The sequence below is a fragment of the Flavobacterium frigidum genome (assembly GCF_048286735.1).
In the GTDB taxonomy this organism is placed as follows: Bacteria; Bacteroidota; Bacteroidia; order Flavobacteriales; family Flavobacteriaceae; genus Flavobacterium.
Genome location: NZ_JBLVPU010000001.1, coordinates 58,272 through 75,473 on the forward strand (window position 1 = coordinate 58,272; position 17,202 = coordinate 75,473).

At 33.8% G+C, this 17,202-nt stretch carries 19 protein-coding genes; 6 read left to right on the top strand and 13 right to left on the bottom strand.

The window, feature by feature from the left end:
• Positions 1-74 precede the first annotated feature (74 nt).
• From ACNQGO_RS00265 to ACNQGO_RS00295, 7 genes are all read right to left on the bottom strand, one after another.
• Positions 75-551, bottom strand: a complete 477-nt coding sequence (locus tag ACNQGO_RS00265; protein ID WP_417947607.1) for a hypothetical protein — start codon at positions 549-551, stop codon at positions 75-77.
• On the bottom strand, positions 536-700 hold the full coding sequence (locus ACNQGO_RS00270) for a hypothetical protein (RefSeq protein ID WP_417983825.1): 165 nt from the start codon (positions 698-700) through the stop codon (positions 536-538). Before ACNQGO_RS00270 ends, ACNQGO_RS00265 begins: the two co-directional genes overlap by 16 nt.
• 389 nt (positions 701-1,089) lie before the next feature.
• Positions 1,090-1,509, bottom strand: a complete 420-nt coding sequence (locus ACNQGO_RS00275; protein ID WP_417948083.1) for a hypothetical protein — start codon at positions 1,507-1,509, stop codon at positions 1,090-1,092.
• Positions 1,510-1,514: 5 nt separating this feature from the next.
• Entirely contained in the window at positions 1,515-3,104 is a 1,590-nt protein-coding gene (locus ACNQGO_RS00280) for a type VI secretion system amidase effector protein Tae4 (protein ID WP_417983826.1), read from the bottom strand.
• A gap of 144 nt (positions 3,105-3,248) precedes the next feature.
• Positions 3,249-3,812 carry a ribosome recycling factor gene (frr, locus tag ACNQGO_RS00285; RefSeq protein ID WP_417946988.1) on the bottom strand — a complete coding sequence of 188 codons (564 nt, stop codon included), beginning with the start codon at positions 3,810-3,812 and terminating at the stop codon, positions 3,249-3,251.
• Positions 3,813-3,867: 55 nt separating this feature from the next.
• Positions 3,868-4,575: a UMP kinase gene (pyrH, locus tag ACNQGO_RS00290; RefSeq protein ID WP_309757785.1), complete on the bottom strand. Its 708-nt coding sequence runs from the start codon at positions 4,573-4,575 to the stop codon at positions 3,868-3,870.
• Between the two features lie 67 nt (positions 4,576-4,642).
• Positions 4,643-5,422: a patatin-like phospholipase family protein gene (locus ACNQGO_RS00295; protein ID WP_417983827.1), complete on the bottom strand. Its 780-nt coding sequence runs from the start codon at positions 5,420-5,422 to the stop codon at positions 4,643-4,645.
• Between the two features lie 105 nt (positions 5,423-5,527).
• Here ACNQGO_RS00295 and ACNQGO_RS00300 point away from each other — a divergent pair, with 105 nt between their 5' ends.
• The gene (locus ACNQGO_RS00300; protein WP_417947860.1) at positions 5,528-6,133 is read left to right on the top strand and encodes a thioredoxin family protein; all 606 of its coding nucleotides are present in this window, start codon (positions 5,528-5,530) and stop codon (positions 6,131-6,133) included.
• A gap of 506 nt (positions 6,134-6,639) precedes the next feature.
• Here ACNQGO_RS00300 and ACNQGO_RS00305 read toward each other — a convergent pair.
• The 5 genes from ACNQGO_RS00305 to ACNQGO_RS00325 all read right to left on the bottom strand — a co-directional run bounded on the left by ACNQGO_RS00305 (position 6,640) and on the right by ACNQGO_RS00325 (position 9,869).
• Entirely contained in the window at positions 6,640-6,792 is a 153-nt protein-coding gene (locus ACNQGO_RS00305; RefSeq protein WP_417947859.1) for a hypothetical protein, read from the bottom strand.
• A 364-nt stretch (positions 6,793-7,156) separates the two neighbouring features.
• Complete coding sequence (truB, locus tag ACNQGO_RS00310; protein ID WP_417983828.1) at positions 7,157-7,861, bottom strand: tRNA pseudouridine(55) synthase TruB; 705 nt, start codon at positions 7,859-7,861, stop codon at positions 7,157-7,159.
• Positions 7,862-7,867: 6 nt separating this feature from the next.
• Positions 7,868-8,689: an undecaprenyl-diphosphate phosphatase gene (locus tag ACNQGO_RS00315; RefSeq protein ID WP_417948234.1), complete on the bottom strand. Its 822-nt coding sequence runs from the start codon at positions 8,687-8,689 to the stop codon at positions 7,868-7,870.
• A complete protein-coding gene (locus ACNQGO_RS00320) occupies positions 8,690-8,932 on the bottom strand; it encodes a DUF3098 domain-containing protein (RefSeq protein ID WP_417947696.1) in 243 nt (80 codons plus the stop codon).
• A 61-nt stretch (positions 8,933-8,993) separates the two neighbouring features.
• Positions 8,994-9,869: a cell division protein FtsX gene (locus tag ACNQGO_RS00325; protein WP_417969788.1), complete on the bottom strand. Its 876-nt coding sequence runs from the start codon at positions 9,867-9,869 to the stop codon at positions 8,994-8,996.
• A gap of 217 nt (positions 9,870-10,086) precedes the next feature.
• Here ACNQGO_RS00325 and ACNQGO_RS00330 point away from each other — a divergent pair, with 217 nt between their 5' ends.
• The 5 genes from ACNQGO_RS00330 (at position 10,087) to ACNQGO_RS00350 (ending at position 16,578) form a co-directional block, all read left to right on the top strand.
• Positions 10,087-13,578, top strand: coding sequence for a leucine--tRNA ligase (locus tag ACNQGO_RS00330; protein ID WP_417983829.1), 3,492 nt, complete (start codon positions 10,087-10,089; stop codon positions 13,576-13,578).
• Between the two features lie 259 nt (positions 13,579-13,837).
• On the top strand, positions 13,838-14,686 hold the full coding sequence (locus ACNQGO_RS00335; protein WP_417983830.1) for an alpha/beta fold hydrolase: 849 nt from the start codon (positions 13,838-13,840) through the stop codon (positions 14,684-14,686).
• A 2-nt stretch (positions 14,687-14,688) separates the two neighbouring features.
• Positions 14,689-15,159, top strand: a complete 471-nt coding sequence (locus ACNQGO_RS00340; protein WP_417983831.1) for an RNA polymerase sigma factor — start codon at positions 14,689-14,691, stop codon at positions 15,157-15,159.
• Positions 15,149-15,745 carry a hypothetical protein gene (locus ACNQGO_RS00345; protein WP_417983832.1) on the top strand — a complete coding sequence of 199 codons (597 nt, stop codon included), beginning with the start codon at positions 15,149-15,151 and terminating at the stop codon, positions 15,743-15,745. The genes ACNQGO_RS00340 and ACNQGO_RS00345 overlap by 11 nt, the downstream gene beginning before the upstream one ends.
• A 137-nt stretch (positions 15,746-15,882) precedes the next feature.
• Positions 15,883-16,578 (top strand): zinc metallopeptidase, encoded by a 696-nt coding sequence (locus ACNQGO_RS00350; RefSeq protein ID WP_417945410.1) that lies wholly within the window; start codon positions 15,883-15,885, stop codon positions 16,576-16,578.
• 145 nt (positions 16,579-16,723) lie between these two features.
• Here ACNQGO_RS00350 and ACNQGO_RS00355 read toward each other — a convergent pair whose 3' ends face one another.
• Positions 16,724-17,194, bottom strand: a complete 471-nt coding sequence (locus ACNQGO_RS00355; protein ID WP_309756523.1) for an Lrp/AsnC family transcriptional regulator — start codon at positions 17,192-17,194, stop codon at positions 16,724-16,726.
• Between the last annotated feature and the right edge of the window lie 8 nt (positions 17,195-17,202).

A 17,202-nucleotide genomic window follows, 5' to 3' on the forward strand; every position in this document is an offset into this window, starting at 1 on the left:
TATTTTACGGATGAACGTATTGGTCAAGTTTTGCATTAGATCTTTTGAGTCTATGCTAAATCCGTTTATGCGATTTATTTTATTTGACCTTTTGTATGTTCTTTGTATGCTCTCTTTGCAATAGAATCTAGTTCTCTGCTCGCAAAATAACATAAACACGTTTGTGAAATATGTTTTTTGTTTTTGGTAAGCTCATCATCATAATATTCAGCAGCTGGTAAGTCTTGTATTATTTTTTTACTATCTGATTTAATTTTAGACCACAATGTCATGGGAATATTATCTGCATTAATGAAAGAGTCTTCTTTCTGAATTAATTTGAAAATAGAATCATTTTTATAGCCTTGAAATAAACAATCAAAAAAGGCATTTTCTTTATATTCTATTACCCAACCGTTTTTAGGGCTCGGTTTATTTTTTGAATTTCCTGGATAAAAAAAAGCGTCTCCATAATATGTATTGAGGTCTGTGCTGCCTTTAATGCTTGAACAGGAAAATATGGTTAAAATAACCCCCGTTGATAATGCTGTTTTTACTAGTCTAATATCCATATATCGATTCTTTGTATTGGTAAATTGAAAAAGCAATTAAATGGACAATTGCCGAAACCTTTGCTATCAGTAAATATAAGATCTGAATGACCTGATGCGCCAGTTTTATCATATTCTTCGGTTGTAATCATCGAATATATGCCTTTCATATTTTTAAGTTTATTTGGAAATTCTGTCCAGCTCGCGCGAGCGTCCCGCTCGTGAACACTATCTATATTGTAATATACTTCAAAAGAAAGCTAATTACTAGCACAAACCTCAATACTATTATTCATTAAGAATTATCGCGAGCGGGACGCTTGCTCCAGCAGGGGGGTTATTGACTATCCAAGTCTTAATATAATTAATTAAGTTTGTTAAAAATGTATAGCATTGTTGATGTGTTGTATTTGGAAAATCATCTCTAAAATCATCTAATTTGGCATTTATTATGTATTATAATTTTTGTTGATTTATCCCCTTCTTTTGCGGGGAGTGCTTTTAATGAATGCTTAGAAATAGATAATGCTTCAAAAGTAAAGTACTTTTGAAAATTTTATCATTCATTAATTCTTAATCCATTTTTAAATTTTGAATACTCTATTAATACTATTTTTCCATTATTTTCCTGTTGAAATACTCTTTGAATTGAATCTGTTTTTAGAAATAATTCATATCCATTTTTAAAATGTTCTGTACAAGTTATTAATCTAGTTAGTCTATCATATTTCAATTTTCCACTTGAATATATAGTGTCATTTTTTGTTTCAAAATGAAGTTTTTGAGATTTTATGACATATCCCATTAAAAATTCCCCGTCATTACTATTATACAAACTTTTTATAGTTTCTATAATACTTTCATAGTCTCCGGTATTAACTCTCTTTGTTTTTACTTTGTATTTAAAATCACCAATTTTTTCGTAGGAAGTGCATTTTAAAAAAGTAAAAATAAAAATGATAAAAAAAATTTTTTTCATAGTAATTATTGTTTTAATTCCCAAAAATATATTTCATCTGCATCTGAAAAATAGCAACCTGACAAACAACCAGTTTGACTAAAAAAATCAGCATGCCCTGAAGCTCCAAATGATTTGCTGTTTTTCGGAATCATTATATAAATTCCCCATTTTCCTTTCAAGGCTTTTAAATATTCACCCGGTGTTTTCCCTTCTAAATGTAAAGGAGGATTATCAGAATAGGATTTTAACATGTAAGCTAATAAACTGCTAGCGTCTAAAATGTAATTTAAATTATCTTTCCCCTTTTCACTTTTTTGTTCACCTAATTTATTTTTAAAGATTGGGATAGGTTTTCTAGAATAATTTAAAGCTCTTGATATTCTTATGGCGCAAGCATTCTGATAATTTGTATTTCCACTTTTATGTGCATCCCACATATGACCTCCAACTAATTCATACACTTGTTTACTTGGCATTCCTGCTGTTCCTATTTTTGGAAATGCATCATAAAAGTCATTTCGTCTTGGCAGTATCTGTTTTTCTACAATAATTCCATCGTAGTCATTAATATCAAATGTATTTCCTCCATCATTTCCCTCCGAGGTTCCCAGAAACCAGTTTTCAATTTGCTCCCATGTTACTTCAGGATCTTCATGTTTTAAATTTCTAGCCATATTTGCAATGGTTGCACTTTCTTGAGACCAATTATTATCAATTTGATATTGTATGGTTTGAATGAAAAAATTCATGTTTTCTTGACTACTCCTAAAAAATAGAACTTTTTCACCGTCTAAATTTAACCATACATTTATGGTATGCCATTCATTAATAAAATTAGGGTCGTTAATATCTAAGTTACTCAATGTATTAGGTGAGAATGAAAAATCAGTAGGAGATCCTCCACCCACTGGATTTTCCTCAGTTGTAGTATATATTATGGGGCTACTCGAATCGCCACTAGAACCTCCACAAAATTCAAGAGTAGCGGTCATTATTGTACATCGTCCATATTTACAAGCAAAGCCGTCACAAGTTTGTCCCTCACAACTACCGTCACATCTTATTTCAGGATAAAATCGCAAACATATCATTGTTGCTTTTTGTTTTGGCAAAGCAACCATTTCATCATTTCCTATTTTTTCAATAGATGTAAATCTCATCATTTTTTTATCCGTATTGAGATCTTTTTTTAGTAAAAAAACAGATGTAGTCCAATTGCCATCTATTTTTCTATATACTAAGTTATAAAATTCATTGGGATTGTTTTTTTTAAAAAGGGGATATATTCTAAAGGTATACGTTGTTTGTTGACTTTTGCTTAGTAACTTTTTTATGGCAATAGTGTCAATATAAAATTCTGAAAGTTTGCTGTTTGATTTACTTTCGATATTACTTGATATCTTTATTTGTAAAATGGGGTCAAACTTTCGTGTAGCTGTTTCAGTTGCAAACTGCTTAAAACTAATTTTACTTTTGTCGGCACCAATGTGTTGTTCTTTGTTTTGAATGAGTTCTTCCTCTATTTGGCAATTGCTTAGTGTTGCCGTTATAATACATAGAAGTAATAATCTAACGAAGTGGCTTAGTTTGTTTGTTTGTTTGTTTGTTTTCATATTTTTGTTTGGTTCCTGAATATTGTATAAAAATAGGAAATATTTTATAAATTGCAATACCCACTTTTAGTGATATTTTGAAAAAACAAAAAATCCGTCCAATTACAATAACGGGACGGGTTTCAAATAGGTGTTGATGTTGTTTTACACCTTCATGATTTCGGCTTCTTTCACCACTAAAAGTTCATCTATTTTACGGATGAAAGCGTTGGTTAAGTTTTGTACCTCATCTTCGGCAGTTTTGCAAATGTCCTCAGATGTTCCGTCTTTTTCAAGTTTTTTAATTTCTGTATTGGCATCCTTCCTTGCATTTCGAATACCAACTTTAGCATCTTCAGCTTCTACTTTGGCTTGTTTGGCAAGGTCGCGACGACGTTCTTCTGTCAAAGCAGGAACACTAATGATAATCACATCGCCATTATTCATAGGATTAAAGCCTATGTTTGCAACCATAATCGCTTTTTCAATTACATGTAACATGTTTTTTTCAAAAGGTTGTAACGTAATTGTTCTCGCATCAGGAACACTAATTTTCGATACTTGAGAAAGTGGAGTAGCCGATCCGTAATAATCTACAAATACACTTCCAAGCATGGCTGGAGATGCTTTTCCGGCACGAATATTCAAAAATTCTTTTTCTAAATGCGCAATAGAACCCGTCATGGATTCTTTAGTACTATCTAATATAAATTCAATTTCTTCAGTCATAATTTAGATCTTTGTATTATCAGATATTAAACCGTTAAACAGTCTAACCATTCTATTATATATTTACTACTGTTCCTATATTTTCTCCTTCACAAATTTTCAGTAAGTTTCCTATTTTATTCATATCAAAAACTACGATGGGTAATTTGTTTTCTTGGCTCAATGTAAACGCTGTGGTGTCCATTACATTTAAACCTTTTTTGAGTACATCTTCAAAAGAAATAAAATCGAATTTCACCGCCGATTCATTTTTTTCTGGATCACAATCATACACACCATCTACGCGTGTTCCTTTTAAAATAACATCTGCATTAATTTCTATTCCACGCAATACAGCGGCGGTATCTGTTGTAAAATATGGATTTCCGGTTCCGGCTCCAAAAATTACAATTCTGCCTTTTTCAAGATGACGATCGGCTCTTCTCTTAATGTATGGTTCTGCGATAGATTCCATTTTCAAGGCCGTTTGCAAACGCGTTTTCATTCCTTTTTCTTCTAATGAACCTTGTAATGCCATTCCGTTGATAACGGTTGCTAACATTCCCATATAATCGCCTTGCACGCGATCCATTCCTGCACTAGCTCCGGCAACTCCTCTAAAAATATTTCCACCACCTATAACAATAGCTATTTCTACTCCTTTATCATGGATTTGCTTTATTTCGTCAGCATATTCGGCAAGTCTTTTTGGATCGATTCCGTATTGTAAGTCGCCCATTAAAGCCTCTCCACTTAATTTTAGAAGAATTCTTTTATATTTCATGTGTGTGTTGCGTTGATTCGTGCAAATATAGAATTTTCTTTTTTTCTAAAATACTGTTGCATAAATTTTATAAACTTAGTTGTTCGAACGATTTTTTTGCGGCTTCATACCCAATATTAAAAACAGCATCCATCTTTGTTTTATTGGTCTCGAATGTGCGGTATAAGCATAAGTCTTTTGGTTCAATAACCCAGTCGCAAATATTAAATTTTTGAACGTTTGAATTTGCTGAAAGAATATCAAAAGCTCGAGTAGTTACTGCTTTAATGGAGCTTAAATCTTTGGCTTCAATTTTTTGAATCGGACTCACATAAACACCTATAACAGTCTCACATTGTCCTTGAAGAATGTCAGTAGGAAAATGATTCAATATTCCACCGTCACTGTATATTTTTCCATTAATTTCATAAGGAGATAATATTCCAGGAAATGCTGAAGAAGCTAAAATAGCATCGATAATTTTTGTTTGATTATCAAATATTTTTAATTTTCCTCGTACCATATCAGTTGCAGTAATGTGAATTGGGATTTTCAAATCAGCTAATGTGGCATATTTAAAAATAGTATGAAAATAAGGCTTGAAGGATTCGGAATCTATTAATCCTGCTTTTTTAAAGGTTAAATGTTTCCAATGAAAAAGATATATCGATTTGAAAAATTCTAAGATTTCTTCGGGAGTTTTTCCCCAAGCATACATTGTTCCTACAATCGAACCTGCACTGGTGCCAGCAATTTGAGATGGAAGAATGTTTTGTTCTTCTAAAAATTTAATCACTCCGGCATGGGCTATGCCTTTCGATCCCCCGCCTGAAAGTACTAACCCAATCGATTTTGTTTTTAAATCCATTTTTATTATTTGTTATAAAATTACTCTTTTTGCTGAATTGAAAGCGTCATCCCTTAGATTACTACGCAATTTTTATGGTAACTTTGTTTAAAAGAATAATTCATTATGAAAACTCCAGTAGCTAAAGCCTTGTTTAATAGTCACTCCTATCTAGAATATAGAAAATTAGTTTCTGATTTGTTGCTTGAAGGAAAATCAACAGGTAGCGAACAATCAGATGACTTAACCCATTACAGTGAGTTGAATGATACCCGGATGAATCGTCTGGATAAAACAATGATAATTACGGATGAAAACATACAGCAACTAAAGAATTTAAGAGGAGAATATATTTGGTTAGTTATCTCTGAGGGATGGTGTGGCGATGCTGCGCAACTCTTGCCGATTATAAACAAAATGGCTGTTGATTCTGGCAAAATAGAGTTAAAAATTGTGCTTCGGGATGAAAATGAGGAATTGATGAAATTATTTTTAACGAATAAAAAGAAATCAATTCCAATAGTGATTGTGGTCGATAAAGCTACAGGTAGTGTTCTTGGAAAATGGGGACCAAGACCTAAAGGCGCTACCGATTTAATTACAGATTATAAAAATGAGTTTGGCACCATTGATGAAACTGCAAAAGCTAATTTACAATTATGGTACTTACACAATAAGGGATTAAGTACTCAAGATGAGTTGATTAACTTGATGTTCGATTTAGAGCAATAACTTTTCAAATATATAGATGTCAGAATTTTTTTTTGGTCCAAATCGAGGTACATAGTTTTAGAATAGTAGAGAAAATGATTGTTGTAGGACTAGATTTATAATAATTATTAGGGAGGAAGTGTTGTTTTTGTTGAGGTCAAATATGGTTTTATATTTTTCATTTCTTTTTCTTGTAGATTGAAAAATAATTTGTAAATTGCTCATTGCCAGCCAGGTCTATTGTTAATTTACTTTTTTTATTGGTGTTTCATTATTGTTTAACAACTTAAAAAACATCATTATGAAAAATCGATTTGAAAAAATTTATGATTATTTGTCACATTTCCTTTTTGGAGGAAAAAGGGTAGCTAATTATTAAATTAAGAGCGAAAGCTTAGTAGGCAAATAAAGTATGGTTTAAATCTACTTTAACATTAGAGAAAACACATCGCAAATTCATTTTACAATTGAATTCGTCATGTGTTTTTGCTTTTACAGAAATCAAATAAAAATATATATTTGAAATATTATTTTTTGATGGCAGATCGTACAGTAGAAAAGGTCTCATTAAATTTAATATTTATAGTCTCGATTTCTCTTTGAGCTTCAAAAGGCATCTCATGTACGCTCAATTCAATAAATAAGATGAAATCGTCAGCTGATTCAAAACCCAAGTTCATTTTTTAGTTACCGACTAAATAAATTCGCTCCATAGAAACTGGTTTTCAAGTACTTAATTAGAAGCGGGCGTGATTTCGTCAATGATGCTTGGACTTAATTTTAAATTAGAAAAAATAGTAGCAAATATGAGTTTGTCTTGCCATCCCCAATTTATTCCAGATTGAATTCCTAGTACAGTATACCTTTTATAATCTAGGCTATGCCTTATTTTACTACTTGATCCATCAGTAAAGAAACAAGATGTATTGCCGTTGCTATTTGCATTAACTTTATCACGATCCAGAACATTTTAGCGGTAGCGCAGCATCAAATTCCGAAAAAGCACTCAAGATAAATAGGAATGGTACTAGTCAATACCTCAAATCATTCTTTACTTTGGGTTAGACTTTCTTCAAATGCAAGGACATCTACACCATTTATTACATTATAATCGCCTATTTTGGTTCGGCGTAAAGCGGTTAAATGAGAACCGGATTGCATGGCTTTACCAAAATCAAAAGCAAGGGAACGAATGTAAGTCCCTTTACTGCAAACGACTCTAAAATCTATTTCAGGAAGCGCTATTCGAGTAATCTCAAATTCGTGTATCGTTGTTTTTCTGCTCGCAATTTCAACGCTTTCTCCAGCTCTGGCATGCTCATACAAGCGAACACCATCTTTTTTTATCGCCGAAAAAATAGGAGGTACTTGATCTATTTCGCCTAAAAATTGTTTCGCAGTCTCCTGAATTAAGTCTTCGTTGATATGTGCAACGGGGAAAGTCTGATCGATTTCGGTTTCTAAATCATACGAAGGTGTCGTAGCTCCTATATAGAAAGTTCCCGTATACTCTTTGGCTTGACCTTGAAGCTCTGTAATTCTTTTGGTAAATTTTCCGGTGCATACTAATAATAATCCTGTTGCCAATGGATCTAACGTTCCTGCGTGGCCAATCTTAAATTTTTTTGGCAAACCTACTTTGTTGATCAAAGCATATTTAAGCTTGTTTACCGCTTGAAAAGAAGTAAAATGCAAAGGTTTGTCAATTAATAAAATTTGACCTTCTAGGTACTCATCAGCTGTTTTCAATAGAGATTATTTTAAGTAAATAAAGTAAATCAACAAAAAAGTCCCCACTATTATGCGATACCAGCCCCATGGTTTGAAACCGTATTTTTTAATAATTTCGATAAAGAATTTAATAGCTATAATGGCAACAATAAAAGCGACTACGTTCCCTATCAAGAACAATTTAATGTTTTCATTAGATTTCAAAATCAATTCGTAACCTTTCAGTTGAGATGTTTCGTAGGTTTTCAAGAATACAGAATAGCATGTAACTGCCATCATAGTTGGAACCGCTAAAAAGAAAGAGAATTCAGCCGCAGCATGACGCGTTAATCCTTGCTGCATGCCACCAATAATAGAAGCTGCTGACCGGCTCGTTCCAGGCATCATGGCCAAACATTGCCAAAAACCAATGGTTACTGCTTTTTTAACAGTAATATCTTCTTCTTTGATGATAGTTGGATTTTGAAAGTAATTATTAATAAATAACAAAACAATTCCGCCCAAGATTAATACTATCGCAATAGGAATAGGATTGCCAAGAACGGCTTCGATTTTATCGTCGAATAATTTCCCTAAAACGAGAGCAGGAATGACAGCACAAATTAGTTTGATGTAAAAAGTAATCGCAACATTTTTTGAAGAGAAATCGAAAAATTTCCTCCAATACAAAACAACAACAGCCAAAATGGCCCCAAATTGTATAGAAACTTGAAACAGTTTCACAAAATCGTCCTCTTGAATTCCAAAATAAGAGCTTAAAAAAACCATGTGTGCCGTGGAGGAAACAGGAAGATATTCTGTTAATCCTTCGATTATAGCAATTAAAAAGGCTTGTAATGTGTTCATTTATCCTTTTTTGGGATTCTTAAGAATGGCATAAACGGTAATGCCAAACCCGATTAAAACTGTTGTTGGCGCCAATCGAATTCTTCGAAAGTTAAAGATGTCTTCATTAAAAACAGTCGGATCTTCACTTCCTCCGCCAGCCATGAGGATAAATCCCAAGGTAATTACTCCAATCCCAATTAAAAGAATTTTATAATTTATTTTGTCAAAAAGGAATTCGGGTTTTTGTTCGTTGTCTTTCATATATGCTGAATTTAGTTCAACATTTTAAAATGCTGAATGATACTTTTTTTTTAATCTTAGATTAATAAAGATCGTCTGTTCTTAAGTTCAAGAAACGTTGTGTGGCAAAGTAGGTACTTAACCAAGTAATCAATATTCCAATTCCTAAAACCGCTACTAACACTAATCCTATCAAAGCTTTGTCTTCTAATATTCCCAAATTTGGAAAGCTGGTTTCCACATAAATCAATACACCAATTAACGCTAAAACAGCTAGTCCTGCACCAATCATCCCTAGTTTTATGCTGCGCATCACGAAAGGTTTTCTAATAAAAGATTTAGTAGCTCCTACCATTTGCATCGTTTTTATGATGAATCGGTTGGAATGAATCGATAATCGCAACGAACTATTGATAAGTAATACGGCAATCACAGCAAGAAAACCGCTGATGATTAAAATCCACATACTTACTTTTTTGATGTTGTCGTTGACTAGATTAACCAATTGTTTGTCATACACAATATCTGAGATCATGGTGTTTTTACGCAACCCAGTTTCAATTTTTGCAATACTATCTTTAATTACATAATCTCCTTTTAAGTGAATGTCATAGGAGTTTTGCAATGGGTTTTCTCCCAAAAATGTCATGAAATCTTCACCTATAATATCGGTATGTTCCTTGGCAGCAGCTTCTTTAGTAACGTACTTGTAGTTTTTTACAAAAAGGCTTGATTTAAGTTCTGTACCAAAATTTTTCATAATACTGTCATTCGCTTCATTTTTAAAAAAAACAGTCATGGCAATATTCTCTTTAAAATCGTTTGCCAATTTTTTAGAATTAATGATAAAAAGTCCCAATATTCCTAGTAGAAATAAAACTAAAAATACACTTAATACTACTGAAAAATAAGAGGAAATTAAACGGCGTTTTTGAAAATTATCAAAGGAAGAACTCATAGTTTACTGAAATTATTGGGTAAAAATAATAAAGAATTTCTTTATTTAAAGTTAATAACGCTCAAAGTTTTAACTTTCGTACAATAAACGTAAATTTGACACCGTAAAATAATCCTTTTAGGAAAAAATTAAAGCAACTGATTTTGTCAGTTCCGCTAAACCAATAATAGGACGGGAGCATGCGATAACATGACGACATAAAACGATAAAAAATAGAATGAAATACAATCCAAATGAAATTGATGCCAAATGGCAAAAATACTGGCAAGAAAACCAAACGTTCAAAGCCGAAAACAACGTTGATAAGCCTAAATATTACGTTCTAGACATGTTTCCTTATCCATCTGGAGCGGGTTTACACGTAGGGCATCCGCTAGGGTATATAGCCTCTGATGTGTTTGCTAGATACAAAAGACACCAAGGGTTTAATGTATTGCATCCTATGGGTTATGATAGTTTTGGGTTGCCTGCTGAGCAATACGCCATTCAAACCGGTCAGCGTCCAGAGGATACAACTTCGGTAAATATTGACGGTGGTGTAGATAAAGAAGGAAACCAAATTGCAGGGTATCGTAAACAGTTGGATAAAATAGGATTCTCTTTTGATTGGAGTCGGGAAGTGCGTACTTCAAATCCAGATTATTACAAGCACACACAATGGATTTTCATTCAGTTGTTCAACTCTTGGTACAATAAAAACAGCGATAAAGCTGAGGATATTTCAACCCTAACCGCCTTGTTTGAAAAAGAAGGAAATGCAACTGTCAATGCAGTTTGCGATGAAAATATAGATCCTTTTTCAGCCGAAGAATGGAACGCTTTCGCAAAAGAGACTCAGGAGAAAATCCTCTTACAATACCGATTGACCTATTTAGCGGAGACAGAAGTAAACTGGTGTCCGGGATTGGGAACGGTTTTGGCCAATGATGAAATTGTAAATGGTGTTTCAGAACGTGGCGGATTTACAGTTGTTCGCAAGAAAATGACACAATGGAGCATGCGCATTTCGGCTTATGCGGAACGTTTGTTGCAAGGTTTAAATGATATCGACTGGAGCGAAAGCATTAAGGAAAGTCAAAGAAACTGGATAGGGAAAAGTGTAGGGGCATCAATTACATTTTATATCCTCCCCCCAGCCCCCTCCAAAGGAGTGGGACTTGAGCCGGGTTATATGACGGGTGATTTTCAAAATGCAAAAAACTTATTGGCAAATGCCAAGGAAATGCGAAAAGAGCCAACATTTACTGAAGCGATGTTGTGGGATGCTGTTCGAAATAAAAAATTAGATGGAAAGTTTAGAAGACAACATTTAATTGGAAATTATATTGTCGATTTTGTTTGCTTAGAAAGTAGATTAGTTGTTGAAGTTGATGGAGATTATCACAATACACCTGAACAAATTGAACTTGACAACGCAAGAACTTTAGAACTAGAACAAAAACATCTTTTTAAAGTTATCCGATTTACGAATGAAGAAGTAAAAAATGATATTGATTCTGTTTTATCAAAAATTAAAACAGAATTAAATAGTAGGAAAACTTTAGGCACAATTAATCAGGGCTCAACTCCCTCTCCTTTGGGGAGGGTTGGGGTGGGGATTTTTACAACGCGTCCAGATACCATCTTTGGTGTGACTTTCATGACCTTGGCTCCGGAACACGAATTGGTTTCTCAAATTACAACTGTGGAACAAAAAGCAGAAGTGGATGCCTATATCGAAAAAACGTCAAAACGTTCTGAGCGGGAACGTATGGCCGATGTAAAAACAATTTCGGGAGTATTCACAGGAGCTTTTGCAGAACATCCGTTTACGAAAGAGCCAATTCCAGTTTGGATTGGTGATTATGTTTTGGCGGGCTACGGAACAGGTGCGGTTATGGCGGTTCCTTGTGGCGACGAAAGAGATTATGCTTTTGCGAATTTCTTTAAAGGACAAAACGGAATGCCAGCCATCAAGAACATCTTTGATCAAGACATTTCTGAAGCAGCTTATGGCGCCAAAGAAGGATTTCAATTAGTAGATTCAGATTTTTTAAATGGTTTAGATTATAAAAAAGGAACTCAAAAAGTAATTGAGGAACTAGAAAAAATAAACCAAGGAAAAGGGAAAATCAATTACCGTTTGCGTGATGCAGTTTTCTCTCGCCAGCGTTATTGGGGAGAGCCTTTCCCGGTGTATTATGTGAATGGCTTGCCGCAAATGATTGATGCGCAACATTTGCCAATCATTTTACCTGAAGTTGAGAAATATTTACCAACCGAAGACGGCTTACCGCCTTTAGGAAACGCGGCAGTTTGGGCTTGGGACAGTGTAAATAATAAAGTGGTTTCAAACGAGCTTCTTTCCCCTCCTTCGGAGGGGTTGGGGGAGGAAACTATTTTTCCTCTTGAATTGAACACCATGCCAGGTTGGGCGGGAAGTTCATACTATTGGATGCGTTATATGGATGCGCATAACGAAACCGAATTTGCAAGCCAAGAAGCGCTTACTTATTGGGAAAGTGTCGATTTATACATTGGCGGAAGCGAACACGCAACCGGTCACTTATTGTACTCTCGTTTTTGGAATAAATTCTTGAAAGACAAAGGTTTCGCGCCAACTGAAGAGCCATTCAAAAAACTGATCAATCAAGGGATGATTTTGGGAACGAGTGCGTTTGTTTATCGATTTATGTGGAGTTATTTCGGAGAAGCTGGAATAATTGATACTTCATTACTGCCAACAATTTTACTTTCTAAAAATTTAGTAAATAAAATTAGAAATAATGATGAAATTTCGATTGCTAATTTTAAATCAAAAATTAATTTAATTATAGAGAATAAGTTTTCAAAAAGCAATTTTCAAATTCCAAATTTAGATTTTAATGCAATTCATACAGATGTTTCAATCGTGAATACTTCTGATGAATTAGATGTTGAAAAGTTTAGAAATTGGAGAGAAGATTATAAGGACGCTATTTTTATTGGAGAGAATGGTGAGATTATTGAAAATAATAACGGAAAATACATTGTTGGTCGCGAGGTTGAAAAAATGTCGAAATCCAAATATAATGTCGTGACTCCAGATGCTATTTGCTCTGAATACGGAGCAGATACGTTACGTTTGTATGAAATGTTCTTAGGACCATTAGAACAAGCGAAACCTTGGAACACAGCAGGAATTTCGGGAGTTTTTGGTTTTCTTAAAAAATTATGGCGTTTGTATTTCGATGACAATGGTTTGATTGTTACTAATGACGCACCAACGAAAGATAACTTAAAATCATTGCACAAAACCATCAAGAAAGTTGCTGAGGATATTGAAGGGTTCTCTTTCAACACTTCGGTTTCGCAGTTTATGATTTGCGTGAACGAATTGTCTACTCAAAACTGTCATTCTCGTGCGATCTTAGAACCATTAGCCATTGTAATTTCGCCGTATGCGCCGCACATTGCCGAAGAATTATGGTCTTTGCTTGGAAATACAGGTTCTGTTGCAACAGTGCCTTTCCCAGTTTTTGATCCTAAACATTTGGTTGAAAGTGAGAAAGAATATCCAGTTTCATTCAACGGAAAAATGCGTTTTACCATGGTTTTACCTTTGGATTTAACCGCAGCACAAATCAAGGAAATCGTAATGAAAGACGAAAGAACCATCAAGCAACTAGACGGTAAAACACCAAACAAGGTGATTATCGTTCCAGGGAAAATAATTAACTTGGTGGGATAGTAAAAGGAATCAATTTCAATGGCAATGACAATGTCAATGAAAATAATGAATAGAAGAATAAGTAAAAAATTCCAAACTCTAATGACATATGTTATTTGGAGTTTGGAATTTTTTATTGCTATTGCTATTGAAATTGTTATTGCCATTGAAATCAGTCAATTAACTTTTTTATTAAAATTTTTATTTCTGTTGTAACATTTTAATAGTTCTCGTATCCAAAGGGCGGATCCGATTAATTATCAACTTAAAACTATTAAAAATGAAAAAGTATATCTTCGTAGTTGCCGCACTATTATTTTCAGCATTGTGTTTAAATGTGTTTGGTCAAACAAAATCGTATCCGTTTGAAGTTATAAAAACAGGAAAAGGAAAACAAGCTATAATCTTCCTGCCTGGTTTTGCCAGTTCTGGAGACGTCTGGAATGAAACAAAATCTAATTTTGAAAAAGATTTTACTTGTTATACATTTACTATGGCAGGTTTTGCGGGAGTTAAACCACAGCCGAATGCTTCATTTACAAATTGGGAAACAGAGATTGTCAATTATATAAAAGCCTATAAAATTGAAAAACCAATTATAGTGGGTCATAGCATGGGTGGCGGACTTGCACTTGCAATAGCATCTGATTATCCAGAGCTGATAGATAAAATTGTTGTTGTCGATGCACTTCCTTGTTTGGCCGCTTTGAGAGATCCTTCTTTTAAATCACAAGAAAATAACGACTGCAGTCCAATGCTCAATCAGATAGGAGCTATGTCTGAAGATGAGTTTATTCAAATGCAAAAAAGAAATATGGCAATGCTGATGGCTAATCCTTCCAAGCAAGAGGAAGCAATAAGTTGGAGTATGAAATCTGATAGAAAAACGTTTAGCCAAATGTATTGTGATTTTTCCAATACTGATTTGAGAGAGAAAATTGCGACTATAAAATGTCCTTCATTGATAGTATTAGAATTTGGTTTTTCTAATTTCAAAGAACCTATTGAAGCGCAGTATAAAAACTTAAAAACTGCTAATTTCCAGTATTCAAATAAAGGCCTACACTTTATTATGTATGATGATGCAGTATGGTATTTGGCTCAGCTGAATAACTTTATAAAATCATAAGAATGGAGTTTGAAGAAGTATATAAAATCTATTGGCAAAAGATATTTCGTTTGTGTATGGGTTATGTAAATGATTATGACCTTGCGCAGGATCTTGCTCAGGAAACATTTATTATTGTTTGGCAAAAACAGGAAACATTTAGAAATGAATCCAGCATTGGGACTTGGATTTTCCGAATAGCATCGAATAATTGTCTGAGGCAGATCGAAAAAGGAAAACGGTTTCCTAAGTCTGAACTTCCTGTAAACATCACCGAAGAAAAGCAATATTCACTGGAGCCACAGATTCAGTTTTTGTACAAATGCATTGCCGAACTTCCGGAAACCGACCGTATTATTATCTCACTCGAACTTGAAGATGTAAAACAGGCCGAAATTGCCAATATTGTCGGGCTTTCTGAAGCCAATATTAGAGTAAAAATTCATAGAATTAAAGAAAAACTGACACACAAATTTAAAGAAAATGGAGAATAATATAGACTTCAAAAATTTATGGAAACAGCAGGCTGTAAGTCCGCCAAATATAGAAGAATTGCTTGCTAAACTTAAACATTTCAAAAAAACTAGTTTGCGAAGATTAATACTTACAAATGCCATGCTGATCGCAACTTGCGTTTTAATACTTTTAATTTGGTATTACTACCAACCGCAATTTCTTTCAACCAAAATAGGAATTGTTTTGAACGTCGCCATAATGGCTATCTACTTATTTGTTTATAATAGATTGTTTGGTGCGTATAAAGAATTGGACAATACAGATAGTAATGCTGCATATTTGCAAAAATTAATAGCAATTAAAACAAAGCAAAAGTTCTTACAGTCGAAAATGTTGAGTTACTATTTTATAGTTCTAGGATTAGGATTGTGTTTATATATGTATGAATACACATCTATGATGACCATGTTCTGGGGGATTTTTGCTTATACAATTACATTATTTTGGGGTGGGTTTGTTTGGTTTTACTTACGTCCCAGACAAATAGTTAAGGAAAATTTGAAAATAGATAATTTGATTGATAAATTTCAAAGAATTAATGATCAATTAGAGATAGAGGCGTAGCTTCACTGTGGATAATTAATTTGTTGCCATATCTTGCTAGATTTTTTATTTAACAAATGCCACATTGACATTTTTAAAAATTGGTTCAAATTTTGTTGTTAGTTTTATAACTTTATAAAAAATTAAAATAACAAGATATGTTAGGATTCAGTTTACCATCAATGATATTAATGGGCGGTATTATGCTAGCAAGTTGGTTAGTTAGCTCAAGATTAAAAAGCAAGTTTGAACACTATTCAAAGTTGCATTTGCAGAATGGCATGTCAGGTGCTGAAATTGCTGAAAAGATGCTTGCGGATAACGGAATTCGTGATGTAAGAGTGATTTCAACTCCAGGAAGATTAACGGATCATTACAATCCATCAGATAAAACCGTAAACTTAAGTGAGGCGGTTTATAACCAGCGAAATGCCGCAGCTGCTGCTGTTGCAGCTCACGAATGTGGACACGCAGTACAACATGCTGTAGGGTATCAATGGCTTACGATGCGTTCTAAATTAGTTCCTGTTGTAAATGTGGCATCTAGTTATATGCAGTGGATTTTGCTTGGCGGAATTCTACTGTTAAATACTTTTCCGCAATTGTTGTTGATTGGAATTATCATTTTTGCAGCTACTACTTTGTTTTCGATTGTGACTTTACCAGTCGAATATGATGCTAGTAATAGGGCTTTGGCTTGGTTAGAAAACAAAAGAATGCTTACGCCTCAAGAACAAGCTGGAGCCAAAGATTCTTTAAAATGGGCTGCCAGAACGTATGTTGTAGCAGCTTTAGGATCAATTGCAACGTTACTTTATTACATTTCAATTTATATGGGAGGAAGAAGAGACTAATTCTCTAACTTTTATATAATTACGTATCAAATCCAAATTCCAATTTTAATGGAGTTTGGATTTTTTTTATATCTCATAACTTACCCTTCACATCTCACTTTTCACAACTCACTTTTTACAACTCACATCTTGCCCTTCACTTTTATCAAAGTTGAATCTGTCGGTCAATTTGTTGGTCTAAGGAAATGAAAGTTTCTGTCCTAGATACGCCTTCAATCGCTTGAATTTTAGTGTTGAGTAAGTGCATTAAATGTTCGTTGTCGCGACAAATAATTTTGATTAGAATCGACCAGTTTCCGGTGGTGTAATGGCATTCTAAAACTTCAGGAATTTTCTTTAAATCACGAACAGCTTCGGCATTTCTAGCTGCTTTGTCTAAATATACGCCAACAAAGGCCATTGTATTGTAACCAAGTACTTTATTGTTTACCGTGAATTTTGATCCTGAAATAACACCCGATTGTTCTAGTTTTCGCAAACGCTGATGAATTGCCGCTCCCGAAATTCCTATTTTATTGGCGATCTGAAGAATAGGTTTTCGGGCATCTTCCATCAAGTCGCGTAAAATTTCTTTGTCAATACCGTCAATTTCTACGATTAAGGAATTTATTTTCATAAGTTATT

Excerpts from the sequence above, each read along its gene's own strand:
- ACNQGO_RS00265 (WP_417947607.1), bottom strand. The coding sequence starts at position 551 with ATGGATATTAGACTAGTAAAAACAGCATTATCAACGGGGGTTATTTTA.
- ACNQGO_RS00270 (WP_417983825.1), bottom strand. The coding sequence starts at position 700 with ATGAAAGGCATATATTCGATGATTACAACCGAAGAATATGATAAAACT.
- ACNQGO_RS00275 (WP_417948083.1), bottom strand. The coding sequence starts at position 1,509 with ATGAAAAAAATTTTTTTTATCATTTTTATTTTTACTTTTTTAAAATGC.
- ACNQGO_RS00280 (WP_417983826.1), bottom strand. The coding sequence starts at position 3,104 with ATGAAAACAAACAAACAAACAAACAAACTAAGCCACTTCGTTAGATTA.
- frr (WP_417946988.1), bottom strand. The coding sequence starts at position 3,812 with ATGACTGAAGAAATTGAATTTATATTAGATAGTACTAAAGAATCCATG.
- pyrH (WP_309757785.1), bottom strand. The coding sequence starts at position 4,575 with ATGAAATATAAAAGAATTCTTCTAAAATTAAGTGGAGAGGCTTTAATG.
- ACNQGO_RS00295 (WP_417983827.1), bottom strand. The coding sequence starts at position 5,422 with ATGGATTTAAAAACAAAATCGATTGGGTTAGTACTTTCAGGCGGGGGA.
- ACNQGO_RS00300 (WP_417947860.1), top strand. The coding sequence starts at position 5,528 with ATGAAAACTCCAGTAGCTAAAGCCTTGTTTAATAGTCACTCCTATCTA.
- ACNQGO_RS00305 (WP_417947859.1), bottom strand. The coding sequence starts at position 6,792 with ATGAACTTGGGTTTTGAATCAGCTGACGATTTCATCTTATTTATTGAA.
- ACNQGO_RS00315 (WP_417948234.1), bottom strand. The coding sequence starts at position 8,689 with ATGAACACATTACAAGCCTTTTTAATTGCTATAATCGAAGGATTAACA.
- ACNQGO_RS00320 (WP_417947696.1), bottom strand. The coding sequence starts at position 8,932 with ATGAAAGACAACGAACAAAAACCCGAATTCCTTTTTGACAAAATAAAT.
- ACNQGO_RS00325 (WP_417969788.1), bottom strand. The coding sequence starts at position 9,869 with ATGAGTTCTTCCTTTGATAATTTTCAAAAACGCCGTTTAATTTCCTCT.
- ACNQGO_RS00330 (WP_417983829.1), top strand. The coding sequence starts at position 10,087 with ATGAAATACAATCCAAATGAAATTGATGCCAAATGGCAAAAATACTGG.
- ACNQGO_RS00335 (WP_417983830.1), top strand. The coding sequence starts at position 13,838 with ATGAAAAAGTATATCTTCGTAGTTGCCGCACTATTATTTTCAGCATTG.
- ACNQGO_RS00340 (WP_417983831.1), top strand. The coding sequence starts at position 14,689 with ATGGAGTTTGAAGAAGTATATAAAATCTATTGGCAAAAGATATTTCGT.
- ACNQGO_RS00345 (WP_417983832.1), top strand. The coding sequence starts at position 15,149 with ATGGAGAATAATATAGACTTCAAAAATTTATGGAAACAGCAGGCTGTA.
- ACNQGO_RS00350 (WP_417945410.1), top strand. The coding sequence starts at position 15,883 with ATGTTAGGATTCAGTTTACCATCAATGATATTAATGGGCGGTATTATG.
- ACNQGO_RS00355 (WP_309756523.1), bottom strand. The coding sequence starts at position 17,194 with ATGAAAATAAATTCCTTAATCGTAGAAATTGACGGTATTGACAAAGAA.